The 15,074-nt window shown below is 60.1% G+C and carries 22 protein-coding genes; 21 read left to right on the plus strand and 1 reads right to left on the minus strand.

Annotated features, from left to right (window positions below):
- Positions 1-7: 7 nt before the first annotated feature.
- A complete protein-coding gene (locus B3361_RS11355) occupies positions 8-238 on the minus strand; it encodes a hypothetical protein (RefSeq protein ID WP_009685288.1) in 231 nt (76 codons plus the stop codon).
- Between the two features lie 102 nt (positions 239-340).
- On the opposite strand from B3361_RS11355, the gene B3361_RS11360 reads away from it, so the two are divergent.
- The 21 genes from B3361_RS11360 (at position 341) to B3361_RS11455 (ending at position 15,025) form a co-directional block, all read left to right on the plus strand.
- The gene (locus tag B3361_RS11360; protein WP_009685289.1) at positions 341-565 is read left to right on the plus strand and encodes a hypothetical protein; all 225 of its coding nucleotides are present in this window, start codon (positions 341-343) and stop codon (positions 563-565) included.
- Positions 566-629: 64 nt separating this feature from the next.
- On the plus strand, positions 630-818 hold the full coding sequence (locus tag B3361_RS11365; RefSeq protein WP_009685290.1) for a hypothetical protein: 189 nt from the start codon (positions 630-632) through the stop codon (positions 816-818).
- Positions 818-1,156 (plus strand): HNH endonuclease, encoded by a 339-nt coding sequence (locus B3361_RS11370; RefSeq protein ID WP_009685291.1) that lies wholly within the window; start codon positions 818-820, stop codon positions 1,154-1,156. The genes B3361_RS11365 and B3361_RS11370 overlap by 1 nt, the downstream gene beginning before the upstream one ends.
- Before the next feature lie 148 nt (positions 1,157-1,304).
- Positions 1,305-1,778 carry a terminase small subunit gene (locus B3361_RS11375; protein ID WP_009685292.1) on the plus strand — a complete coding sequence of 158 codons (474 nt, stop codon included), beginning with the start codon at positions 1,305-1,307 and terminating at the stop codon, positions 1,776-1,778.
- Positions 1,775-3,472, plus strand: a complete 1,698-nt coding sequence (locus B3361_RS11380; RefSeq protein WP_009685293.1) for a terminase large subunit — start codon at positions 1,775-1,777, stop codon at positions 3,470-3,472. Before B3361_RS11375 ends, B3361_RS11380 begins: the two co-directional genes overlap by 4 nt.
- Positions 3,472-4,869, plus strand: a complete 1,398-nt coding sequence (locus tag B3361_RS11385; protein ID WP_232961670.1) for a phage portal protein — start codon at positions 3,472-3,474, stop codon at positions 4,867-4,869. The genes B3361_RS11380 and B3361_RS11385 overlap by 1 nt, the downstream gene beginning before the upstream one ends.
- A gap of 13 nt (positions 4,870-4,882) precedes the next feature.
- Positions 4,883-5,758: a head maturation protease, ClpP-related gene (locus tag B3361_RS11390; RefSeq protein ID WP_154211888.1), complete on the plus strand. Its 876-nt coding sequence runs from the start codon at positions 4,883-4,885 to the stop codon at positions 5,756-5,758.
- Positions 5,759-5,772: 14 nt separating this feature from the next.
- Positions 5,773-6,987 carry a phage major capsid protein gene (locus B3361_RS11395; protein ID WP_154211889.1) on the plus strand — a complete coding sequence of 405 codons (1,215 nt, stop codon included), beginning with the start codon at positions 5,773-5,775 and terminating at the stop codon, positions 6,985-6,987.
- Between the two features lie 43 nt (positions 6,988-7,030).
- On the plus strand, positions 7,031-7,420 hold the full coding sequence (locus B3361_RS11400) for a hypothetical protein (protein ID WP_009685297.1): 390 nt from the start codon (positions 7,031-7,033) through the stop codon (positions 7,418-7,420).
- A gap of 3 nt (positions 7,421-7,423) precedes the next feature.
- The gene (locus B3361_RS11405) at positions 7,424-7,900 is read left to right on the plus strand and encodes a head-tail connector protein (RefSeq protein WP_009685298.1); all 477 of its coding nucleotides are present in this window, start codon (positions 7,424-7,426) and stop codon (positions 7,898-7,900) included.
- A complete protein-coding gene (locus tag B3361_RS11410) occupies positions 7,900-8,241 on the plus strand; it encodes a phage head closure protein (RefSeq protein ID WP_009685299.1) in 342 nt (113 codons plus the stop codon). Before B3361_RS11405 ends, B3361_RS11410 begins: the two co-directional genes overlap by 1 nt.
- Complete coding sequence (locus B3361_RS11415) at positions 8,234-8,719, plus strand: HK97-gp10 family putative phage morphogenesis protein (RefSeq protein ID WP_009685300.1); 486 nt, start codon at positions 8,234-8,236, stop codon at positions 8,717-8,719. Before B3361_RS11410 ends, B3361_RS11415 begins: the two co-directional genes overlap by 8 nt.
- A complete protein-coding gene (locus B3361_RS11420) occupies positions 8,716-9,084 on the plus strand; it encodes a DUF3168 domain-containing protein (RefSeq protein ID WP_009685301.1) in 369 nt (122 codons plus the stop codon). Before B3361_RS11415 ends, B3361_RS11420 begins: the two co-directional genes overlap by 4 nt.
- Positions 9,085-9,146: 62 nt before the next feature.
- Positions 9,147-9,647, plus strand: coding sequence for a phage tail tube protein (locus B3361_RS11425; protein ID WP_009685302.1), 501 nt, complete (start codon positions 9,147-9,149; stop codon positions 9,645-9,647).
- Positions 9,644-10,114 (plus strand): phage tail assembly chaperone family protein, TAC, encoded by a 471-nt coding sequence (locus tag B3361_RS11430; RefSeq protein ID WP_009685303.1) that lies wholly within the window; start codon positions 9,644-9,646, stop codon positions 10,112-10,114. The genes B3361_RS11425 and B3361_RS11430 overlap by 4 nt, the downstream gene beginning before the upstream one ends.
- Complete coding sequence (locus tag B3361_RS24185; protein WP_419722511.1) at positions 10,111-10,338, plus strand: phage tail assembly protein T; 228 nt, start codon at positions 10,111-10,113, stop codon at positions 10,336-10,338. The genes B3361_RS11430 and B3361_RS24185 overlap by 4 nt, the downstream gene beginning before the upstream one ends.
- A 60-nt stretch (positions 10,339-10,398) precedes the next feature.
- Positions 10,399-10,722 (plus strand): superinfection immunity protein, encoded by a 324-nt coding sequence (locus B3361_RS11435; RefSeq protein WP_009685305.1) that lies wholly within the window; start codon positions 10,399-10,401, stop codon positions 10,720-10,722.
- Between the two features lie 45 nt (positions 10,723-10,767).
- Positions 10,768-13,431, plus strand: a complete 2,664-nt coding sequence (locus B3361_RS11440; RefSeq protein WP_182336567.1) for a phage tail tape measure C-terminal domain-containing protein — start codon at positions 10,768-10,770, stop codon at positions 13,429-13,431.
- A gap of 9 nt (positions 13,432-13,440) precedes the next feature.
- Positions 13,441-14,025 (plus strand): hypothetical protein, encoded by a 585-nt coding sequence (locus B3361_RS11445; RefSeq protein WP_009685307.1) that lies wholly within the window; start codon positions 13,441-13,443, stop codon positions 14,023-14,025.
- Complete coding sequence (locus B3361_RS11450; protein WP_009685308.1) at positions 14,025-14,621, plus strand: hypothetical protein; 597 nt, start codon at positions 14,025-14,027, stop codon at positions 14,619-14,621. Before B3361_RS11445 ends, B3361_RS11450 begins: the two co-directional genes overlap by 1 nt.
- 5 nt (positions 14,622-14,626) lie before the next feature.
- Positions 14,627-15,025, plus strand: a complete 399-nt coding sequence (locus B3361_RS11455) for a DUF6950 family protein (RefSeq protein WP_009685309.1) — start codon at positions 14,627-14,629, stop codon at positions 15,023-15,025.
- Positions 15,026-15,074 lie beyond the last annotated feature (49 nt).

Consider the following 15,074-nt stretch of genomic DNA (forward strand, 5'->3'; position numbering starts at 1 on the left):
CGCCAGATTAGTGAAGCACTCGACCGAAGACCGGTTGAAGCTGATCCCTTTCGTGGATGACTCCGCGCGCTGCCTTGGTAATTACATCTTGCTGAAGCTGATTAACCTGCATGGTGAGGACACGAACGGCAGTTTGATAAACAACTGATCCGGACGCCACGGGATGCTCCTCCAGTAGGCCTTCAAGCTTCTCGGTTAACAAAACGCACCTGTCTATAAGCTCTTCGATTTCTTTCATCACGGTTTCTCCAGATCTTTCCGCTACGACCATCCGGGCGGAAGGTCGTTCCGACGTCCCCGCGGATGCGCCGATTTCATTGCGCGAGAGAGCTTATCGAACATGGCCAAGCAACCCTATACACCATGCAGGCTGTATGTCGACGGTGCCGACGGCATTGCAGTCAGTGATTTCATAACCACTGCTGCCGGATCTGCCTATTTGGTGCAGACGCTGCGTGTGAGCCGCACCCGGCCAGAGCGAAAGTACATGGGCTGCTTGCGCTGGCCCATCGCCGAGATACCCGCCGATGCGCGGTGCTACCAGCTGACCTGGTACAGGAGGTGAGCAATGGCCTGTAGTGGATGCGCCGCCCGGCGCGAATGGATCAACAAGTGGATGAAGGTGGCCCGTGAACGAGCAAGCAATCTCTTTACTCCAGCAGATCCTGGACCAGCAGCAGAAGCAGACAAGCCTGCTCGAACAGATCGCGACCCAGAACCTGGCGCTGATCGAAGCGCTGGCTGACGGTGACGATGTAGATCCTGACGCCGTGCCATTGGCCTACCTGGATGGCACGCCCGTTCACGGTGGCCGCTGATGGCCAGGCTCACGTCCCTCAAGCCACCGATGCAGGCGCAGCCATCAAGGCTGGCGACGGTCAACCCGGAGTCATGGCGAACGGCGAAGGGTACAGCTGCACAGCGTGGCTATGGGTACAAGTGGCAAGTGGCGCGGGCCGAATGGCTCCAGGCCAACCCGCTGTGCGTGTACTGCCAGCGTGAGGGGCGGGTGACCGCAGGTACTGTCGTCGACCACATCGTCCCGCACAGGGGCGACATGAAGCTGTTCTGGAGCCGAAGCAACTGGCAGACCCTGTGCCGGCATTGTCACGATGTGGTGAAGGCAGCCGAGGAGGCCGCCGGCCAGATCGGTTGATGCACGTCAATGGCGTGCTTCATCTGGTTGTAGCACGTCACTTCCCCGATTCTAGGGGAGGGGTGGGTGGAGAGTTCATGGCTTTTCGCTTCCAGACCACCTGCCCCCGCACGCGTGAAATTTTTTCCTGTTTCAGAGGTTTTTGTTAATGGCGTTAACATCGAAAAAGCGCCGTTTTGTCGAGTCTAAGGCTGCTGGTGCCTCGAATCGCGAAGCGGCGGAAGCCGCAGGTTACGCGGCGGGCAGCGCTTCGGCGGCAGGTTCTCGGCTCGCCAAAGACCCTGACGTTGTTGCCGCTCTGGAAAAGTTAAAGGCGCCCCGAAATGTTAAGCCGGCGCCAGAGCGCGAGGCCGCCGAGTACGGCCCGCCGGGTGACGAGTCGGGCGACCTGGTCGACCTGCCCAACACCGACGATCCGCTCGTTTGGTTACTGGCGCTGATGAACGATCCCCAGGCCAAGATCTTTGATCGGCGCAACGCCGCCCAGTCGGCGCTCCCGTACTTTCACGGCAAGAAGTCCGGCATGGGCAAAAAGGAACAGAAGCTCGAAGAAGCGGCGAAGGTGGGGGCCAGCGGCAACCGCTTCGGGCTGCGCGAACGCCACTTGAAGGCCGTCAAATGAAGAAATGGACTACCGCGTGCCCCGACTGGGAGAGCAGGATCGTTCGTGGCCAGGCACTCGTGCCGGTGGAGCCCATCTTCCCCGAGCAGGCAGAAGATGCTCTCGACGTGTTTTGCAACCTTCGAATGGTTGATGCCGACGGTAGCCCCCTGATGGGGGATACCTGTCGCAGCTGGGTGCTTGATGTTGTGGCCGCGCTCTTCGGCGCTTATGACGCCGACGCCGGCCGCAGGCTGATCACCAACTACTTCCTGATGGTGAGCAAGAAGAACGGCAAGTCGACGATCGCCGCGGGCATCATGCTCACGGCCCTGATCTTGAACACCCGGCCCTCTGGCGAGTTCCTGATCCTGGCGCCGACGAAGGAAGCGGCTGACAACGCGTTCAAGCCGATCCGGGACATGATCGATGCGGACGAGGACCTGCAGGCCAGGTTCCACGTGCAGGAATACAACCGGATCGTCACCGACAACCTGAACAAGGCAAACCTGAAGGTGGTGGCGGCCGACTCGGCCACTGTCACTGGCAAGAAAGCGACTGGTGTGTTCATTGACGAACTCTGGGAGTTCGGCAAGCAGGCCAAGTCGGCGAAGATGTTGGTCGAGGCCACCGGCGGCCTGGCGTCACGCCCAGAGGGGTTTGTTTTCTACTGCACCACTCAGTCCGACGAGCCGCCGGCCGGCGCCTTCAAGGCCAAGCTGGACTATGCGCGCAAAGTGCGTGACGGGGAGATCGAGGACCGGCGCTTCCTGCCCGTGATCTACGAGTTCCCGAAAGAGATGATTGAGCGGAACGAGCACCGCGACCTGGCAAACGCCCATGTGACCAATCCCAACTGGGGTCTTTCTGTCGATCAGGAAGTGATCGAGCAGAAGTATCAGGAGGCGCAGGCAGAGGGCGAGGGGGCCATACGCGGCTTCTTAGCGAAGCACCTCAACGTCGAGATCGGCCTGGACCTGCGGTCAGACCGTTGGGCAGGCGCTGACCACTGGGAATCGGCTGCTGAGGCTGTCATGACCCTGGAGAGCCTGCTGCAGCGCTCCGAAGTGGTTACGGTTGGTATCGACGGTGGTGGTCTTGACGACTTGCTCGGCCTGACAGTGCTGGGCCGCGAGCCCTTGACTCGCCGATGGCTCCATTGGGCTCACGCCTGGGCGCACAACATTGTGTTCGAGCGGCGTATGGATATCGCCAGTGTGCTGAGGGATTTCGAGAAGGCGGGCGATCTGACCGTCGTTGATCGACCAGGTGATGATGTCCAGCAGGTAGCCGACATCATCTGTGATATCAGGGATCGCGGCCTGCTGCCGGAGAAGCTGGCAATCGGTGTGGACTCGGCCGGTATCGGCGACATCGTCGACGAGCTCACCACCCGAGAGCGCGGGATCACCATGGAACAGATCGTGGCCATCTCGCAGGGCTGGAAGCTCAACGGCGCGATCAAGACGACCGAGCGCAAAGTGGCTGGGGGCGAACTGGTCCACTGCGGCAGCGCGCTGATGAACTGGTGTGTCGGTAATGCCCGTGTCGTTCCGCAAGGCAATGCCATCACGATTACCAAGCAGGCCAGCGGCTCGGCAAAGATCGATCCGCTGATGTCGACATTCGATGCTGTTTCGCTGATGGCGCTGAACCCGGAAGGCTCTGGTGATCTCCAGGGCTTCTTTGACAACCCGATCATGGTAGGAATCTGATGGCCGACAAGAAACCGGGCCGGGTGAAGGCTGCGCTGCAAAACTGGCTCGGGGTGCCGATAGGCCTGAAGGACGGCGCATTTTGGCAAGAATGGTTCGGCAGCTCTGCATCTGGAAAGCACGTATCGGTAGACAAGGCCATGCAGTTGTCCACGGTATGGGCATGCGTAAGGCTGCTGTCCGAGTCCGTCTCTACGCTGCCGCTCAAGCTTTTTCGGCGCCTTCCCGACGGATCACGCGAGGTCGCCAAAGACCATCCGCTGTTCCGCGTGCTTTGCCGCATCCCGAACGCCGAGATGACCCCGCAGCGCTTCATGCTGCTGGTGGTGGCGAGCATCTGCCTTCGAGGCAATGCGTTCGTCGAGAAGAAGATGATCGGCAGCCGGATCATCGCCCTGGTGCCGCTTCTGCCCCAGTCCATGAGGGTGAAGCGGCAGGACAACGGGCGCCTAAAGTACACCTACAACGAGAATGGCGTGGATCGCGACATTCCCGAGAAGAACCTGATGCACATCCGCGGCTTTGGCCTGGACGGGGTGTGCGGGATGCTTCCGGTAACCACCGGGCGCGAGATCTTCGGCTCGGCGATGGCGATCGAGGAGGCCGCGGCGAAGGTGTTCGCACAGGGCATGCAGGCGTCCGGCATCCTGAGCAGCGACGCCAAGATCACACCGCAGCAGCGCGAGCAGCTTCGGGCCAGCATGCAGGCGTTCATGGGGTCGAAGAACGCCGGCAAGATCATGGTGGCGGAGGCAGGCTTCAAGTACCAGGGCATCACGATGAACCCTGAGGCCGCCCAGATGCTGGAGTCCAGGTCTTTCGGGATCGAGGAAATGTGCCGTTGGTTCCGTGTGCCGCCCTTCATGGTCGGTCACATGGACAAGCAGTCCAGCTGGGCTGCTTCGGTTGAGGCGCAAAACCTTCACTTCCTCACCAACAGCCTGCGGCCGCTACTGGTCAACATCGAGCAGGAAATCACTCGTTGCCTGATCGGCGACGCCGATGCCGACGACTACTTCGCCGAGTTCGCGGTGGAAGGTCTGCTGCGCGCGGACAGCGCCGGCCGCGGGGCCTGGTACAACACGGCTCTGCAAAATGGCTGGATGTCTCGCAACGAGGTGCGGCGGCTTGAGAACCTGCCGCCAATCCCGGGCGGTGACACCTACACGGTCCAGTCTGCGTTGGTGCCTCTGGATCAACTCGGGAAGCCCAGCGCAGGCGTATCGCCGGCGGCCTCGGCATTCATGCTTCGACTGGTCTCGGCGCGCAACAACGATGACCGGGATGCCATCAACAAGGCGGTAGAGCTGGCGTCCCAGGCTCTGGAAGCCGGAAACCCGGACGGCCCAATGATGGCCCACGCGCTGATATCGATGCCGCTGCTCAAAGCGGCCTGACCTGGAGTAACCCATGACTCTCAAGACACTACCGGCAGCGCCGGCGGTGCGGCCACACGCGCGCGTCGAATCCGATCTACTGCCAAAGGCGATGGAGCGCTGGAATCCCGCAATCAAGGCGGCAGCCGGTGACGACTCCACCACGATAACCATGTACGACCCGATCGGCATGGATTGGTGGACGGGCGAGGGCGTCACCGCCAAGCGCGTGAGCGCCGCGCTTCGCAGTATCGGCGACAAAGACATCACCGTGAAGATCAACAGCCCTGGCGGTGATGTTTTCGAAGGCTTGGCGATCTACAACCTGCTGCGCGAGCACAAGGGCAAGGTGACCGTCCAAGTGCTTGGCCTGGCTGCCTCGGCTGCCTCGTTCATTGCCATGGCTGGCGATGAAATCCAGATCGCCCGCGCCGGCTTCATGATGATCCACAACGCGTGGACCATTGCCGCAGGCGACCGAAACGACTTCACCGAAGTCGCTGACTTCCTCGACCAGATCGACGGCACCTTGGCCGACATTTACTCGGTCAGAACCGGCGATGAGGTCGCCGCAATGCGCGCCCTCATGGATGTCGAGACGTGGATGGGCGGGAGCGGGGCCGTAGAAGCGGGCTTCGCTGACGGCCTTCTCCCATCGGACGCCGCGCAGGAAGACCCACAGGCCAAGGCGCCGCACCAGATCGCAGCTCGCCGACTGGACGCGATTCTGGCGAAGCAGGGCATGCCCCGCTCCGAGCGCCGATCCCTGATTCAAGAACTCAAAGGGGGTACGCCTGGCGCTGCCCCCTCCGGTACGCGCAGCGCTGCCGAAACCCCGGCCGATCTGGCCAACCACTTTGCCGATCTACAGGCCGCCATGTCGCGGTTCTCGGCAGCAGCCCTCAAGTAACCGGAGAAAATCCCATGGCAGATAACACCGCTGACCTGCTGAAGCAGGTATCCGCCGAGCTCAAGCAGGCAACCAGCGATTTCAGCAAGCAGGCCGAAAACGCCTTGGCCGAGGCCAAGAAGGCCGGCGGCCTGTCCGAACAAACCAAAAACGCAGTCGACGAACTGGCGACCAAGTTCAACAGCCTGACCGAGGCCGAGAAGCAGCTGAAAGCCCAGCTTGGCGAACTCGAACAGGAGTTCGCGCGTCTGCCTTCCGCAGGTGCCCCGCAAGCCCAGGACAGCCTGGGCGGCGTCGTGATCAAAAGCGAAGCGCTGAAACAGTTCGCCGCCAGCATCGAGGGTGGCAAGCGCGTCAACATTCCAGTCAGTGCAGCCCTGCTGTCCAGTGATGTTCCGGCCGGCATCGTCGAGCCTCAGCGCCTGCCCGGTATCGACACCGCGCCGAAGCAGCGGCTGTTCATCCGTGACCTGATCGCCCCGGGCCGAACCACTGCCCCGGCGATCTTCTGGGTACAGCAGACCGGCTTCACCAACGCCGCCAAAGTCGTGGCCGAGGGCACCGCCAAGCCCTACTCCAACATCGAATTCGCGTCGAAACTCACTGCAGTTTCGACCATCGCCCACATGTTCAAGGCCTCCAAACAGATCTTGGACGATTTCGCCCAGTTGGGTTCGACCATCGATGTCGAAATGCGATACGGCCTCAAGTACGTCGAGGAGCAGGAGATCCTGTTTGGTGACGGCACTGGCGTTCACCTGCACGGCATCGTCCCTCAGGCCTCGAAATACGTCCCGGCATTCGAAGTGGAGAAACGGTCGGGCATCGATGATCTCCGCCTGGCGATGTTGCAGGCCCAGCTGGCGCGCTTGCCGGCTTCCGGTCATGTCCTGCACTTCATGGACTGGGCCAAGATCGAGCTGACCAAGGACACGCTGGGTCGCTACATCCTCGCCAACCCGCTGGGCCTGGCTGGTCCTGTGCTGTGGGGGCTGCCGGTGGTGGCCACCGAGGTCGCTGCTTTCCTGGGCAAGTTCCTGACCGGTGCATTCCAAACTGGCGCTCAGCTGTTCGATCGTGAAGACGCCAACGTGGTGATCTCGACCGAAAACGCCGACGACTTCGAGAAGAACCTGATCTCGATCCGCTGTGAAGAGCGCGCTGCGCTGGCGGTCAAGCGTCCGGAAGCGTTCATCTTCGGTGAATTCGCCGCCCCGGTCACTCCGTAACCCAATGTGAGGGCCGCACAAGATGCGGCCCCTGGAGGCATTCATGAAGCTCAAAACCCTGAAACCTCTGTACCTGGGTGGCCAAACACTGGTGGAGGGCACGGCCTTCGAAACCATCGAGCAGCACGGACGCCAGTTGATCCAGAAGGGCTATGCAGAGCTGGACGACTCGGAAAGCGAGGTGGTGGTGACCATTTCGCAGGAAGATGCAGCTGGCGCGGGCGTGCTGACCACCAGCAGCCTGGGGGCGGTAGCCTTGCCGATTTCTCCGCCAGTCGCCGCCTTCAAGGCTAAGCACAAGGGCGCTGGCAAGTACATCGTGGTGGACGCTGAAGGCAACCAGGTTGGCGAGTTCTCCGGTAACCAGGAAGAAGCCAATGCGGAAGCTGAGCGACTGATCGCCGGTGGTGAGCCGGCGCAGGCCGAGGAGTAACCCATGCCCGTGATCGCCATCGATCTGGCCATGCATCACCTGCTGGCCGAGCCGGAAGATCAGGTGCTGGTCGAGGCGCAGCTTGGTGCAGCGGAAGATGCGGCGATGGGGTTCCTCAACCGCCGCTTCTACCTAGACCAGGTGGCGCTCGATGAAGCTCGCGCCGGCGTTCAGGCGGCCATGCGGCAAGCCAAGGAGGCGAATGCTGAGGCGGTCGCCGCCGCCGAGGCCGAGCAGGATCACACCCTGCGCTGTCGCCTGCTCGAACACGCCCGCCAGGCGCTGGCCGACGCATACGACCAGGCAGACGCCATCGCCTACGGCATGGTGCTCAACCCGGCGATTCAAGCAGCCTGCCTGCTCAAGCTGGGCCACCTGTTCGCCAACCGCGAGGAGGTGGTCACAGGGACCACCGCCACAGAACTGCCACTCGCGTCCCAGCACCTGCTGATGCCGTACCGCATCCGGATGGGTGTGTGATGCAGGCCGGCAAGCTCCGGCACCGCATCGACATTCAGGAGCTGAAAGCGGTGCGTGACCCAGTGACCCTGGAGTTTGGGGAGCCAGAATGGGTCGCTCGCTGGGAGAAGTGCCCAGCCAGAGTCGAAGACCTGTCGGCCAGGGACTTCGTTGCCGCCCAGGCCGGCCAGGCACAGGCCACGAGTCGGATGGTTATCCGATACCGGCCTGGCGTCCTACCCACCATGCGCATCCTTTACCGGGGTGAGGTGTATAGCATCGTTGGCCCGCCACTAGCCGACGCTAAGTCTGGTCTCGACTACCTGACGATCTTGGTCGATAAGGGGGTGAAGGATGGCTGATGGTGTCGAGTTCAGCATCACCGGCTTGGATACCCTGCTGGGGAAGCTGGAGTCGGTCAGCTACGACGTTCGGCGCAAGGGTGGCCGGGCTGCGCTACGCAAGGCGGCCCAGGTGGTGGTGCAAAAGGCCAAGGAGGGAGCCGAGCGGATTGACGACAAGGCGACCGGCCGGTCGATATCGGACAACATCGCGTTGCGCTGGAATGGCCGCCTCTTTAAGCAGACCGGTGACCTCGGCTTCCGGATAGGTGTGCTACACGGCGCCGTGCTCAAGGATGGCGGTGATCTCAGCCAGAACGCCCCGACGCCGCACTGGCGCCTGTTCGAGTTCGGTACCGAGAAGATGGCCGCTGCCCCGTTCATGCGTCCGGCTCTGGCCAACAGCATCAGCGAGGTGACCAACACCTTCGTAACCGAGTACGAAAAATCCATTGACCGCGCTATCAAGCGCGCAGCGAAGAAGGCAGCTTCCCGATGACACCACCGATTGCGCAGGCCTGCTTGCAGAGCTCTGCCGTCACGGCACTGCTCGGCACCGGCACTGATATGCGGCTCTATTCGTTTGGTGAGGCGCCACAGGGTGTGACGAAGCCCTATGCCGTCTGGCAGATCGTCAGCGGCAACCCTGAGAACTACCTGGCGGGCCGCCCGGATGCCGACAGCGTCACGCTGCAGGTCGACGTGTACGCGACCACCGGTGACATCGCGCGAAAGGTCCGTGACTCGATCCGTGACGCCATTGAGCTGGAGGCCTACATCACCCGCTGGGGCGCCGAGGGGCGCGATACCGAGACGACCAGTTACCGCGCCAGTTTCGACGTTGACTGGTGGGTTTCCCGTTGAAATTTAGATAGACCCGATGCCCGCCCAGTGCGGGCTTTTTCATTCCTGACTGGAGAAAAACCATGTCGATGAACGCTCAGGGCGCCCAGCTCTACGCGCTGCTGCCGCCTGCCAATGGCGGATCTGGCCCCAAGACCGTGATGGAAGTGGAGTGCCTCACAGCCTTCAACCCCGGCGGCGCCCCTGCCGACCAGATCGATGACACCTGCCTGTCCGACACCGATCGCAAGTACAAAAAGGGCCTGCGTACGCCTGGCCAGGCCACTGCCACCATCCTGGCTGACCCGCGCAATGCCAGCCATGTGCGCATGTTCCAGCTGTCCCAGGACGATAGCGACGAGGATATCCTGTGGGCTCTCGGTTGGTCTGACGGCAAGGGAATTGCGCCCACCGCCGATGCTGACGGGGATGACTTCGTACTGCCGAAAACTCGCACTTGGTGCTTGTTCGCCGGCTACGTCGCGGACTTCCCGTTCGACTTCGCCAGCAACGCCTCGGTGAGCACCGCTGCCACCATTCAGCGTTCGGGCAAACTCAACTGGGTAGTCAAGGAGAATCCATGAAACTGACACTTGAAGCGCTCAAGGGCGCCGGTTCGTTCACTGGGCGCCCAGTTGAAAAGGAGATCAAGTGGCGTCAGAACGATACTGACCTCACCGCTACAGTGTTCGTGCGCCCGCTGGGTTACCAGACTGCGGTCAGTGATGTACTCGCGTTCGGCGGCAAGACGGACAGCATTGCCGGAAAGATCGCCGCATCGATCTGCGATGAACATGGGAACCCCGTGTTCAGCAGCCCGATGGACATCACTCATGGCCCACTTGATCCGGTCGAGCTGGAAGCGGACCCGGAAAGCACCAAGCGCCTCGGCTCTCTCGACGGCGCCTTAACGGTCGCACTGCTTTGCGCGATCCATGAGGTGAACGATCTGGGAAAGACGCCGAACTCGACGAGCTTGATGAAATCTGGCACGAACTCGTCCTCTGCGGCATCGGCGGCTGCACCATCGCGCAGGCGCAAGAAAACCTGAGCCTCCGCGAATTCAGGTCTTGGGTGAAGTTCAGGCAACGCCGCGGCTCTCTGCATCTTGGTATGCGGGTTGAGCGCTCGGTAGCCATGGTGGCCACGATGTTGGCCAACCGGACGCGAGATCCGAAAACGCGGCCAGAGCCCTACACAATCCAGGACTTCACGCCGCATGACCAGGATGACAGGTCGATTTCTCTGCAGGAAGCGATAGCTTCCTGGACGTAGCTTTTTTCGTTATTCGGCGGCAGGGTGGTAGATTGGCAGCTTTCTCCCAAGGGACTGGCCATGGAATTTATTACCGGCACTTACATCTTGATTCTGGCTGTATCGTTTGTTTTGTACTTTATCCCCATGATGATTGCCTTTCATCGGCATCATGAGAATTACACTGCGATTTTCATGTTGAATCTACTCTTGGGATGGACTGGAGTTGTATGGGTTATCTGTCTGGTATGGGCATTCATAAGCAAGCCACTCCCGCTTGCCCAGAGTGATGCGCCGGGCAAAGTTTCCAGGTACGAAGAGCTAGAAAGAATCTCAGCGCTGCGAAGCAGTGGGGCTTTAACCTCAGAAGAGTTTGATAGAGAGAAGTCTCGAATACTAAAGTGAAGCAAAACCCGCCTGATGGCGGGTTTTTAATTTCTGGAGAATATAATGGCGTCAAGATCTCTCGGTACTTTGACTCTTGATGTTATTGCCCGTGTAGGCGGATTCATCGCAGGCATGGATAAAGCCGAACGCAGCTCGGAGAAGTGGAGAAAGCAGGTAGAGAAAAGTGCCAAGGCCGTAGGTACAGCCATTGGTGCCGGACTGGCGACCGGAATCACTGCAATCACCGCAATGACGGTGTCAGCTATAAATTCAGCCACAGAGGTAGCCAAGCTAGCCTCGGTAGCAAACGTGAGCACTGCCGACTTTCAAAAGTTAGCGACTGGAGCAAAGACCGTTGGTGTAGAGCAAGATAAACTCGCGGACATCCTGAAAGATGTGAATGACAAGGTCGGTGATTTTCTGAACACCGGCGGCGGCGCGATGAAGGACTTCTTCGATCAGATAGCCCCCAAAGTGGGCGTCACTGCCGATCAGTTCCGTAACCTCAGCGGAAGCCAAGCTCTAGGGCTTTACGTGTCCAGCCTGGAGAAGGCGAAGGTCAGTCAGTCAGATATGACGTTCTACATGGAGGCTATCGCCAACGATGCTACTGTGCTCTTGCCTCTCTTGCGGAATAACGCAGAAGGATTCAAGCGCTTTGGTGATGCCGCTGAGGCGGCTGGCGCGATCATGGATGATAAGACGATCCGCGCAGCTCAGGAGTTAAAATCCGCCAACTGGTTGGTTGAGCAATCTATTAGCGGGCTTGGAAATCAGATAACAAGCGCGATGCTACCGACGCTTGCTAATTTTGCTACCAGGCTTAGTGATACGACCATAAATGGAGTTTTAGCCAAGCAGGTATCTGACGATTTGGCAGCGAGCCTTCGCGCATTAGGTAAGTTTGCCGTGGGAACTGTGGCGGGAATCCATCTATTGAGTATTGGGCTGAAGACCCTTTCCGATCTTGATAACGCCATGGTCGGCGGAGAGGACGCCAAGTGGTACGAGCGATTCTTGCCGCCGGTCAGGATCTATAACGCCTTCAAGAACGTTGATGCCATGGGTAAGACGCTCAGTGGCGCAACGGCTAAGATGGACGGGCTTGCCATTGGCTATGGCAACCTCATGGACTCGTTTAATGAGAAGCCCACTGGGGCTACCAACCAAATTAAAGAACTAGCTGATCTGTGGGAGAAGATGCAAAAGGGTCAGGACGGCACGTTCACTGCCCTCACTCCCGCGCAACAGCAAGCCGCCAAAGCAGCTGAAACCGCCGCCAAGAAACTCCAAAGCCAGTTCGACACGGCCGAGGAAGGCTACAAGCGCCAGATTGCCCTGATCAACACCTCGACCGACAAGCGCAAGAATGCCACTGAGGTCGACAAGCTCGCCTTTGAGCTTGAGCAAGGAAAGCTCAAGGGGCTTTCGGAGGCGCAAGGTAATAGGCTTGAGGGGCTGGCGACTGAGTTGGACGCCAAGAAAGCGCTACTCAAGGCCGACCAGGATGCCAAGAAGCTCGCTGCCTTGCAGGTCAACCTCGATGAGGACAACCGAACTGCCAAGGAAGGTCTGGACATGGAGCTTGCTGGTGCTGGCCAGGGCGACAAGTCGCGGGAGCGGTTCCGGGCGTTGCTCGCCATCGAGCAGGACTACAACAAGCAGCGCCGAGAAATGTACAAGGAGTACAAAGAGGCGCTTCTTGCAGAAGACCCTGATGCGGAAGTGAACTACCAGAAAGAGACCGGCGCACTCGATAAGGCCCTGAAGCTTCGGCTTGAGCATCAGCGCAACTTCTACGAGCAACAGGACGAGATGCAGGGCGACTGGCTCGCAGGTGTTTCGGATGCATGGCAGAACTACGTTGATATCGCCGCCGACTTCAGCGAGCAGGCCGGGGCAGCCACTGAGTCGATACTAGGTGATGCCACGTCGTCGATATCGGACAGTCTTCAAGGAATCATCAAGGGCACGGAGAGCGTCGGGGATGCCTTTGGCAACCTGGCGGCAACCATGGCCAATTCTGTTCTTGGCGCGCTGACCGACATTGCTGCGAAGTGGATTGTAGTGCAGGCGTTGAAAATGGCAGGTATTACAGCCGAAACCACAGCTACCGTGGCCGGCGAGGCCACTAAAACCACTGCAAAGCTGGCCACTGACGCGGCGTCTACAGCTTCTTCGCTCACTGCAACCGCTACTGTCGCATCGGCCCAGGTAGCGGCGGCAGGCACCACCATGGCGGCTTGGCTTCCTGCGGCATTGGTTGCTTCTGTCGGTTCGTTCGGTGCGGCCGCGATTGTCGGCGGTACTGCGTTGCTGGCGGCCTTTGCACTGATTAAAGGTTTTTCGGGGGGAGGGTACACCGGTGCAGGAGGAGTCAATGAGCCGGCCGGTGTCGTTCACAAGGGTGAGGTTGTTTGGAGCCAAGCCGACATCAAGCGATTTGGTGGGGTGTCTGCAGTGGAGGCCCTACGTAAAGGTAAGGCCACGCCGATGGGTGATCTGCGCTCTGCTGGTGATAGCTGGGACTTACCGCCACAAGTTGCCTCCAGCTCGGCGGATGGCGGTGGCAGCGCCAACATTCAGCAGGTCTTCAACATTGGTAGCGATGTGAGCGCCCAGACGGTAGCCATGGTTCAGCAAGGTATGCGACAGACCATGACCGCGATCCTCCAGGACGTTAATCGGAATGGCCAGATCATGCAGACCATTCGCAAGAAAATTTAAGGTGTGAATATGGCGATCGAATGGCCCGCCGAGGTGTGCCCGGCGCAGATGAGCTGGGGCATGGTCTACAACAACCGCGATTTTACCTCCTCACTGAACAACAGCCAGCAAATCGTGGGATATCCCGGGTCTTACTGGAAGTGCTCATTGTCGCTACCCCAGTTGACACGAGATCGTGAGCGGGTAGTGACCGCGTTCTTGGGGCGCCTGCAGGGGCGCTTCGGCACGTTCAAATTGCCCGCGTTTACACGCCGGCGTACCGATAACGTCGGGGCACCGGTCGTACAGACTGGGGCTGCTATGGCGTCCACTATCACGCTGACCGGCTTGGAGGGTGGTCGACGGGTATTTAGCCAGGGGGATTTCATTACCGTCGCCGGGGTGATGCATGAGGTGGTCGAGGATGTGGTTGCCACCGCTGGCGGCACGGCCGTGTTGCCACTCAATCGGCGACTGCGCTCGGCTGTGCCTGCTGGCGCTGCTGTTGAGTATCAAAATCCGTACTCGATCATGCGACTCACCGAGGACAGCTACACGTTGTCGGTCCGGCCGGTGGTGTCCGAACTTTCCATCGAATGTCGGGAGGCCTTCTAATGGCTGCCGTTTTCCCATTTTCCCCGTCAGTGCTGAGCATCATTGCTGCCGGCAACTTCACGCCGGTGTTCGCTTGCGAGCTGGATTTCGCGGACGGCATGGTCAGGGCGCACACAGGTACCGGCCAACTGATCATCAACGGCTACGCCTATGACGGCGTGGGCACTTTTGGAGAGGTGGGCGCAGCCAGTGAAAGCGCTGAATCAGGCTCCTCCCTCTCGATCGATCTGAGGCTGAATGGCCTGGACAGCTACATCCTTTCCCAGACATCGGTTGCCGGGTGTCGAGGCCGGTCCGCCCGCTTGATGTTCGTTGTGTACGACGAAGCCGGGAACTACGCCGCCGACATTCTCTTCAGTGGCCGAATGGACGCCGCCAAGCTTTCCTACGGCGGCTCGACGGGCGACAGCTCGATCACGGTCACCATCATTGATCGGATGGCCGAGTGGAACCGGATTGGCACAGAGCGCTGGACCGATGAGAACCACCGTGCACGCCATGATGGTGACCGCTTTTTCTACGCCGTCGCGCAGATGGCCGAATGGCCGATTTTCTGGGGTGCCAAGAAAGATGCACCGTCCTTCACCTACGAGTAACTGTCATGCGCTATCGAGACTGGCCCACGAGGCTACACGACACCATCCAGGCCGCCATCGAGCGGCCTTTTTTGTGGGGCGAATTTGACTGCTGCCTGTTTGTCGCGGACTGCGCGGCCGCGATTTGCGGTGTCGATCCGGCTCAGGAATACCGGGGGCGGTACACCACCGAGATTGGCGCCAAGCGCGTGATTGCTTCGACGCATGGCTCAGTCGAGGCAGTGCTCGACACTTACTTCGAAAGGGTCGATGTGCGATTCGCCCAGCGCGGCGACATCGTCAGTTTCGAGAACGAGTCGGGGAAGTGCGTGGCGGTTCTGTGGAGTGGTCGCTATTGGGCGGCCACTGAAGCCGGTGCTGCTGCCGTGGACTGTGAGCCGTTGTTGGCCTGGAGAGTTGAATAGTGGGAAGCTCAATCAAATCAGTCGTGAAGCTGGTCACTGCGCCCATCAA

Origin of the sequence: Pseudomonas sp. UBA6699 (assembly GCF_002454615.1) — a bacterium.
GTDB lineage: Bacteria > Pseudomonadota > Gammaproteobacteria > Pseudomonadales > Pseudomonadaceae > Aquipseudomonas > Aquipseudomonas juntendi.

Coding starts and splice junctions, on each gene's coding strand:
- B3361_RS11385 (WP_232961670.1), top strand. CDS start 3,472: ATGGCCGACAAGAAACCGGGCCGGGTGAAGGCTGCGCTGCAAAACTGG.
- B3361_RS11445 (WP_009685307.1), top strand. CDS start 13,441: ATGGCGATCGAATGGCCCGCCGAGGTGTGCCCGGCGCAGATGAGCTGG.
- B3361_RS11355 (WP_009685288.1), bottom strand. CDS start 238: ATGAAAGAAATCGAAGAGCTTATAGACAGGTGCGTTTTGTTAACCGAG.
- B3361_RS11370 (WP_009685291.1), top strand. CDS start 818: ATGGCCAGGCTCACGTCCCTCAAGCCACCGATGCAGGCGCAGCCATCA.
- B3361_RS11410 (WP_009685299.1), top strand. CDS start 7,900: ATGCAGGCCGGCAAGCTCCGGCACCGCATCGACATTCAGGAGCTGAAA.
- B3361_RS11405 (WP_009685298.1), top strand. CDS start 7,424: ATGCCCGTGATCGCCATCGATCTGGCCATGCATCACCTGCTGGCCGAG.
- B3361_RS11390 (WP_154211888.1), top strand. CDS start 4,883: ATGACTCTCAAGACACTACCGGCAGCGCCGGCGGTGCGGCCACACGCG.
- B3361_RS11420 (WP_009685301.1), top strand. CDS start 8,716: ATGACACCACCGATTGCGCAGGCCTGCTTGCAGAGCTCTGCCGTCACG.
- B3361_RS11435 (WP_009685305.1), top strand. CDS start 10,399: ATGGAATTTATTACCGGCACTTACATCTTGATTCTGGCTGTATCGTTT.
- B3361_RS11440 (WP_182336567.1), top strand. CDS start 10,768: ATGGCGTCAAGATCTCTCGGTACTTTGACTCTTGATGTTATTGCCCGT.
- B3361_RS11380 (WP_009685293.1), top strand. CDS start 1,775: ATGAAGAAATGGACTACCGCGTGCCCCGACTGGGAGAGCAGGATCGTT.
- B3361_RS11375 (WP_009685292.1), top strand. CDS start 1,305: ATGGCGTTAACATCGAAAAAGCGCCGTTTTGTCGAGTCTAAGGCTGCT.
- B3361_RS11430 (WP_009685303.1), top strand. CDS start 9,644: ATGAAACTGACACTTGAAGCGCTCAAGGGCGCCGGTTCGTTCACTGGG.
- B3361_RS11395 (WP_154211889.1), top strand. CDS start 5,773: ATGGCAGATAACACCGCTGACCTGCTGAAGCAGGTATCCGCCGAGCTC.
- B3361_RS11455 (WP_009685309.1), top strand. CDS start 14,627: ATGCGCTATCGAGACTGGCCCACGAGGCTACACGACACCATCCAGGCC.
- B3361_RS11360 (WP_009685289.1), top strand. CDS start 341: ATGGCCAAGCAACCCTATACACCATGCAGGCTGTATGTCGACGGTGCC.
- B3361_RS11450 (WP_009685308.1), top strand. CDS start 14,025: ATGGCTGCCGTTTTCCCATTTTCCCCGTCAGTGCTGAGCATCATTGCT.
- B3361_RS11400 (WP_009685297.1), top strand. CDS start 7,031: ATGAAGCTCAAAACCCTGAAACCTCTGTACCTGGGTGGCCAAACACTG.
- B3361_RS11425 (WP_009685302.1), top strand. CDS start 9,147: ATGTCGATGAACGCTCAGGGCGCCCAGCTCTACGCGCTGCTGCCGCCT.
- B3361_RS11415 (WP_009685300.1), top strand. CDS start 8,234: ATGGCTGATGGTGTCGAGTTCAGCATCACCGGCTTGGATACCCTGCTG.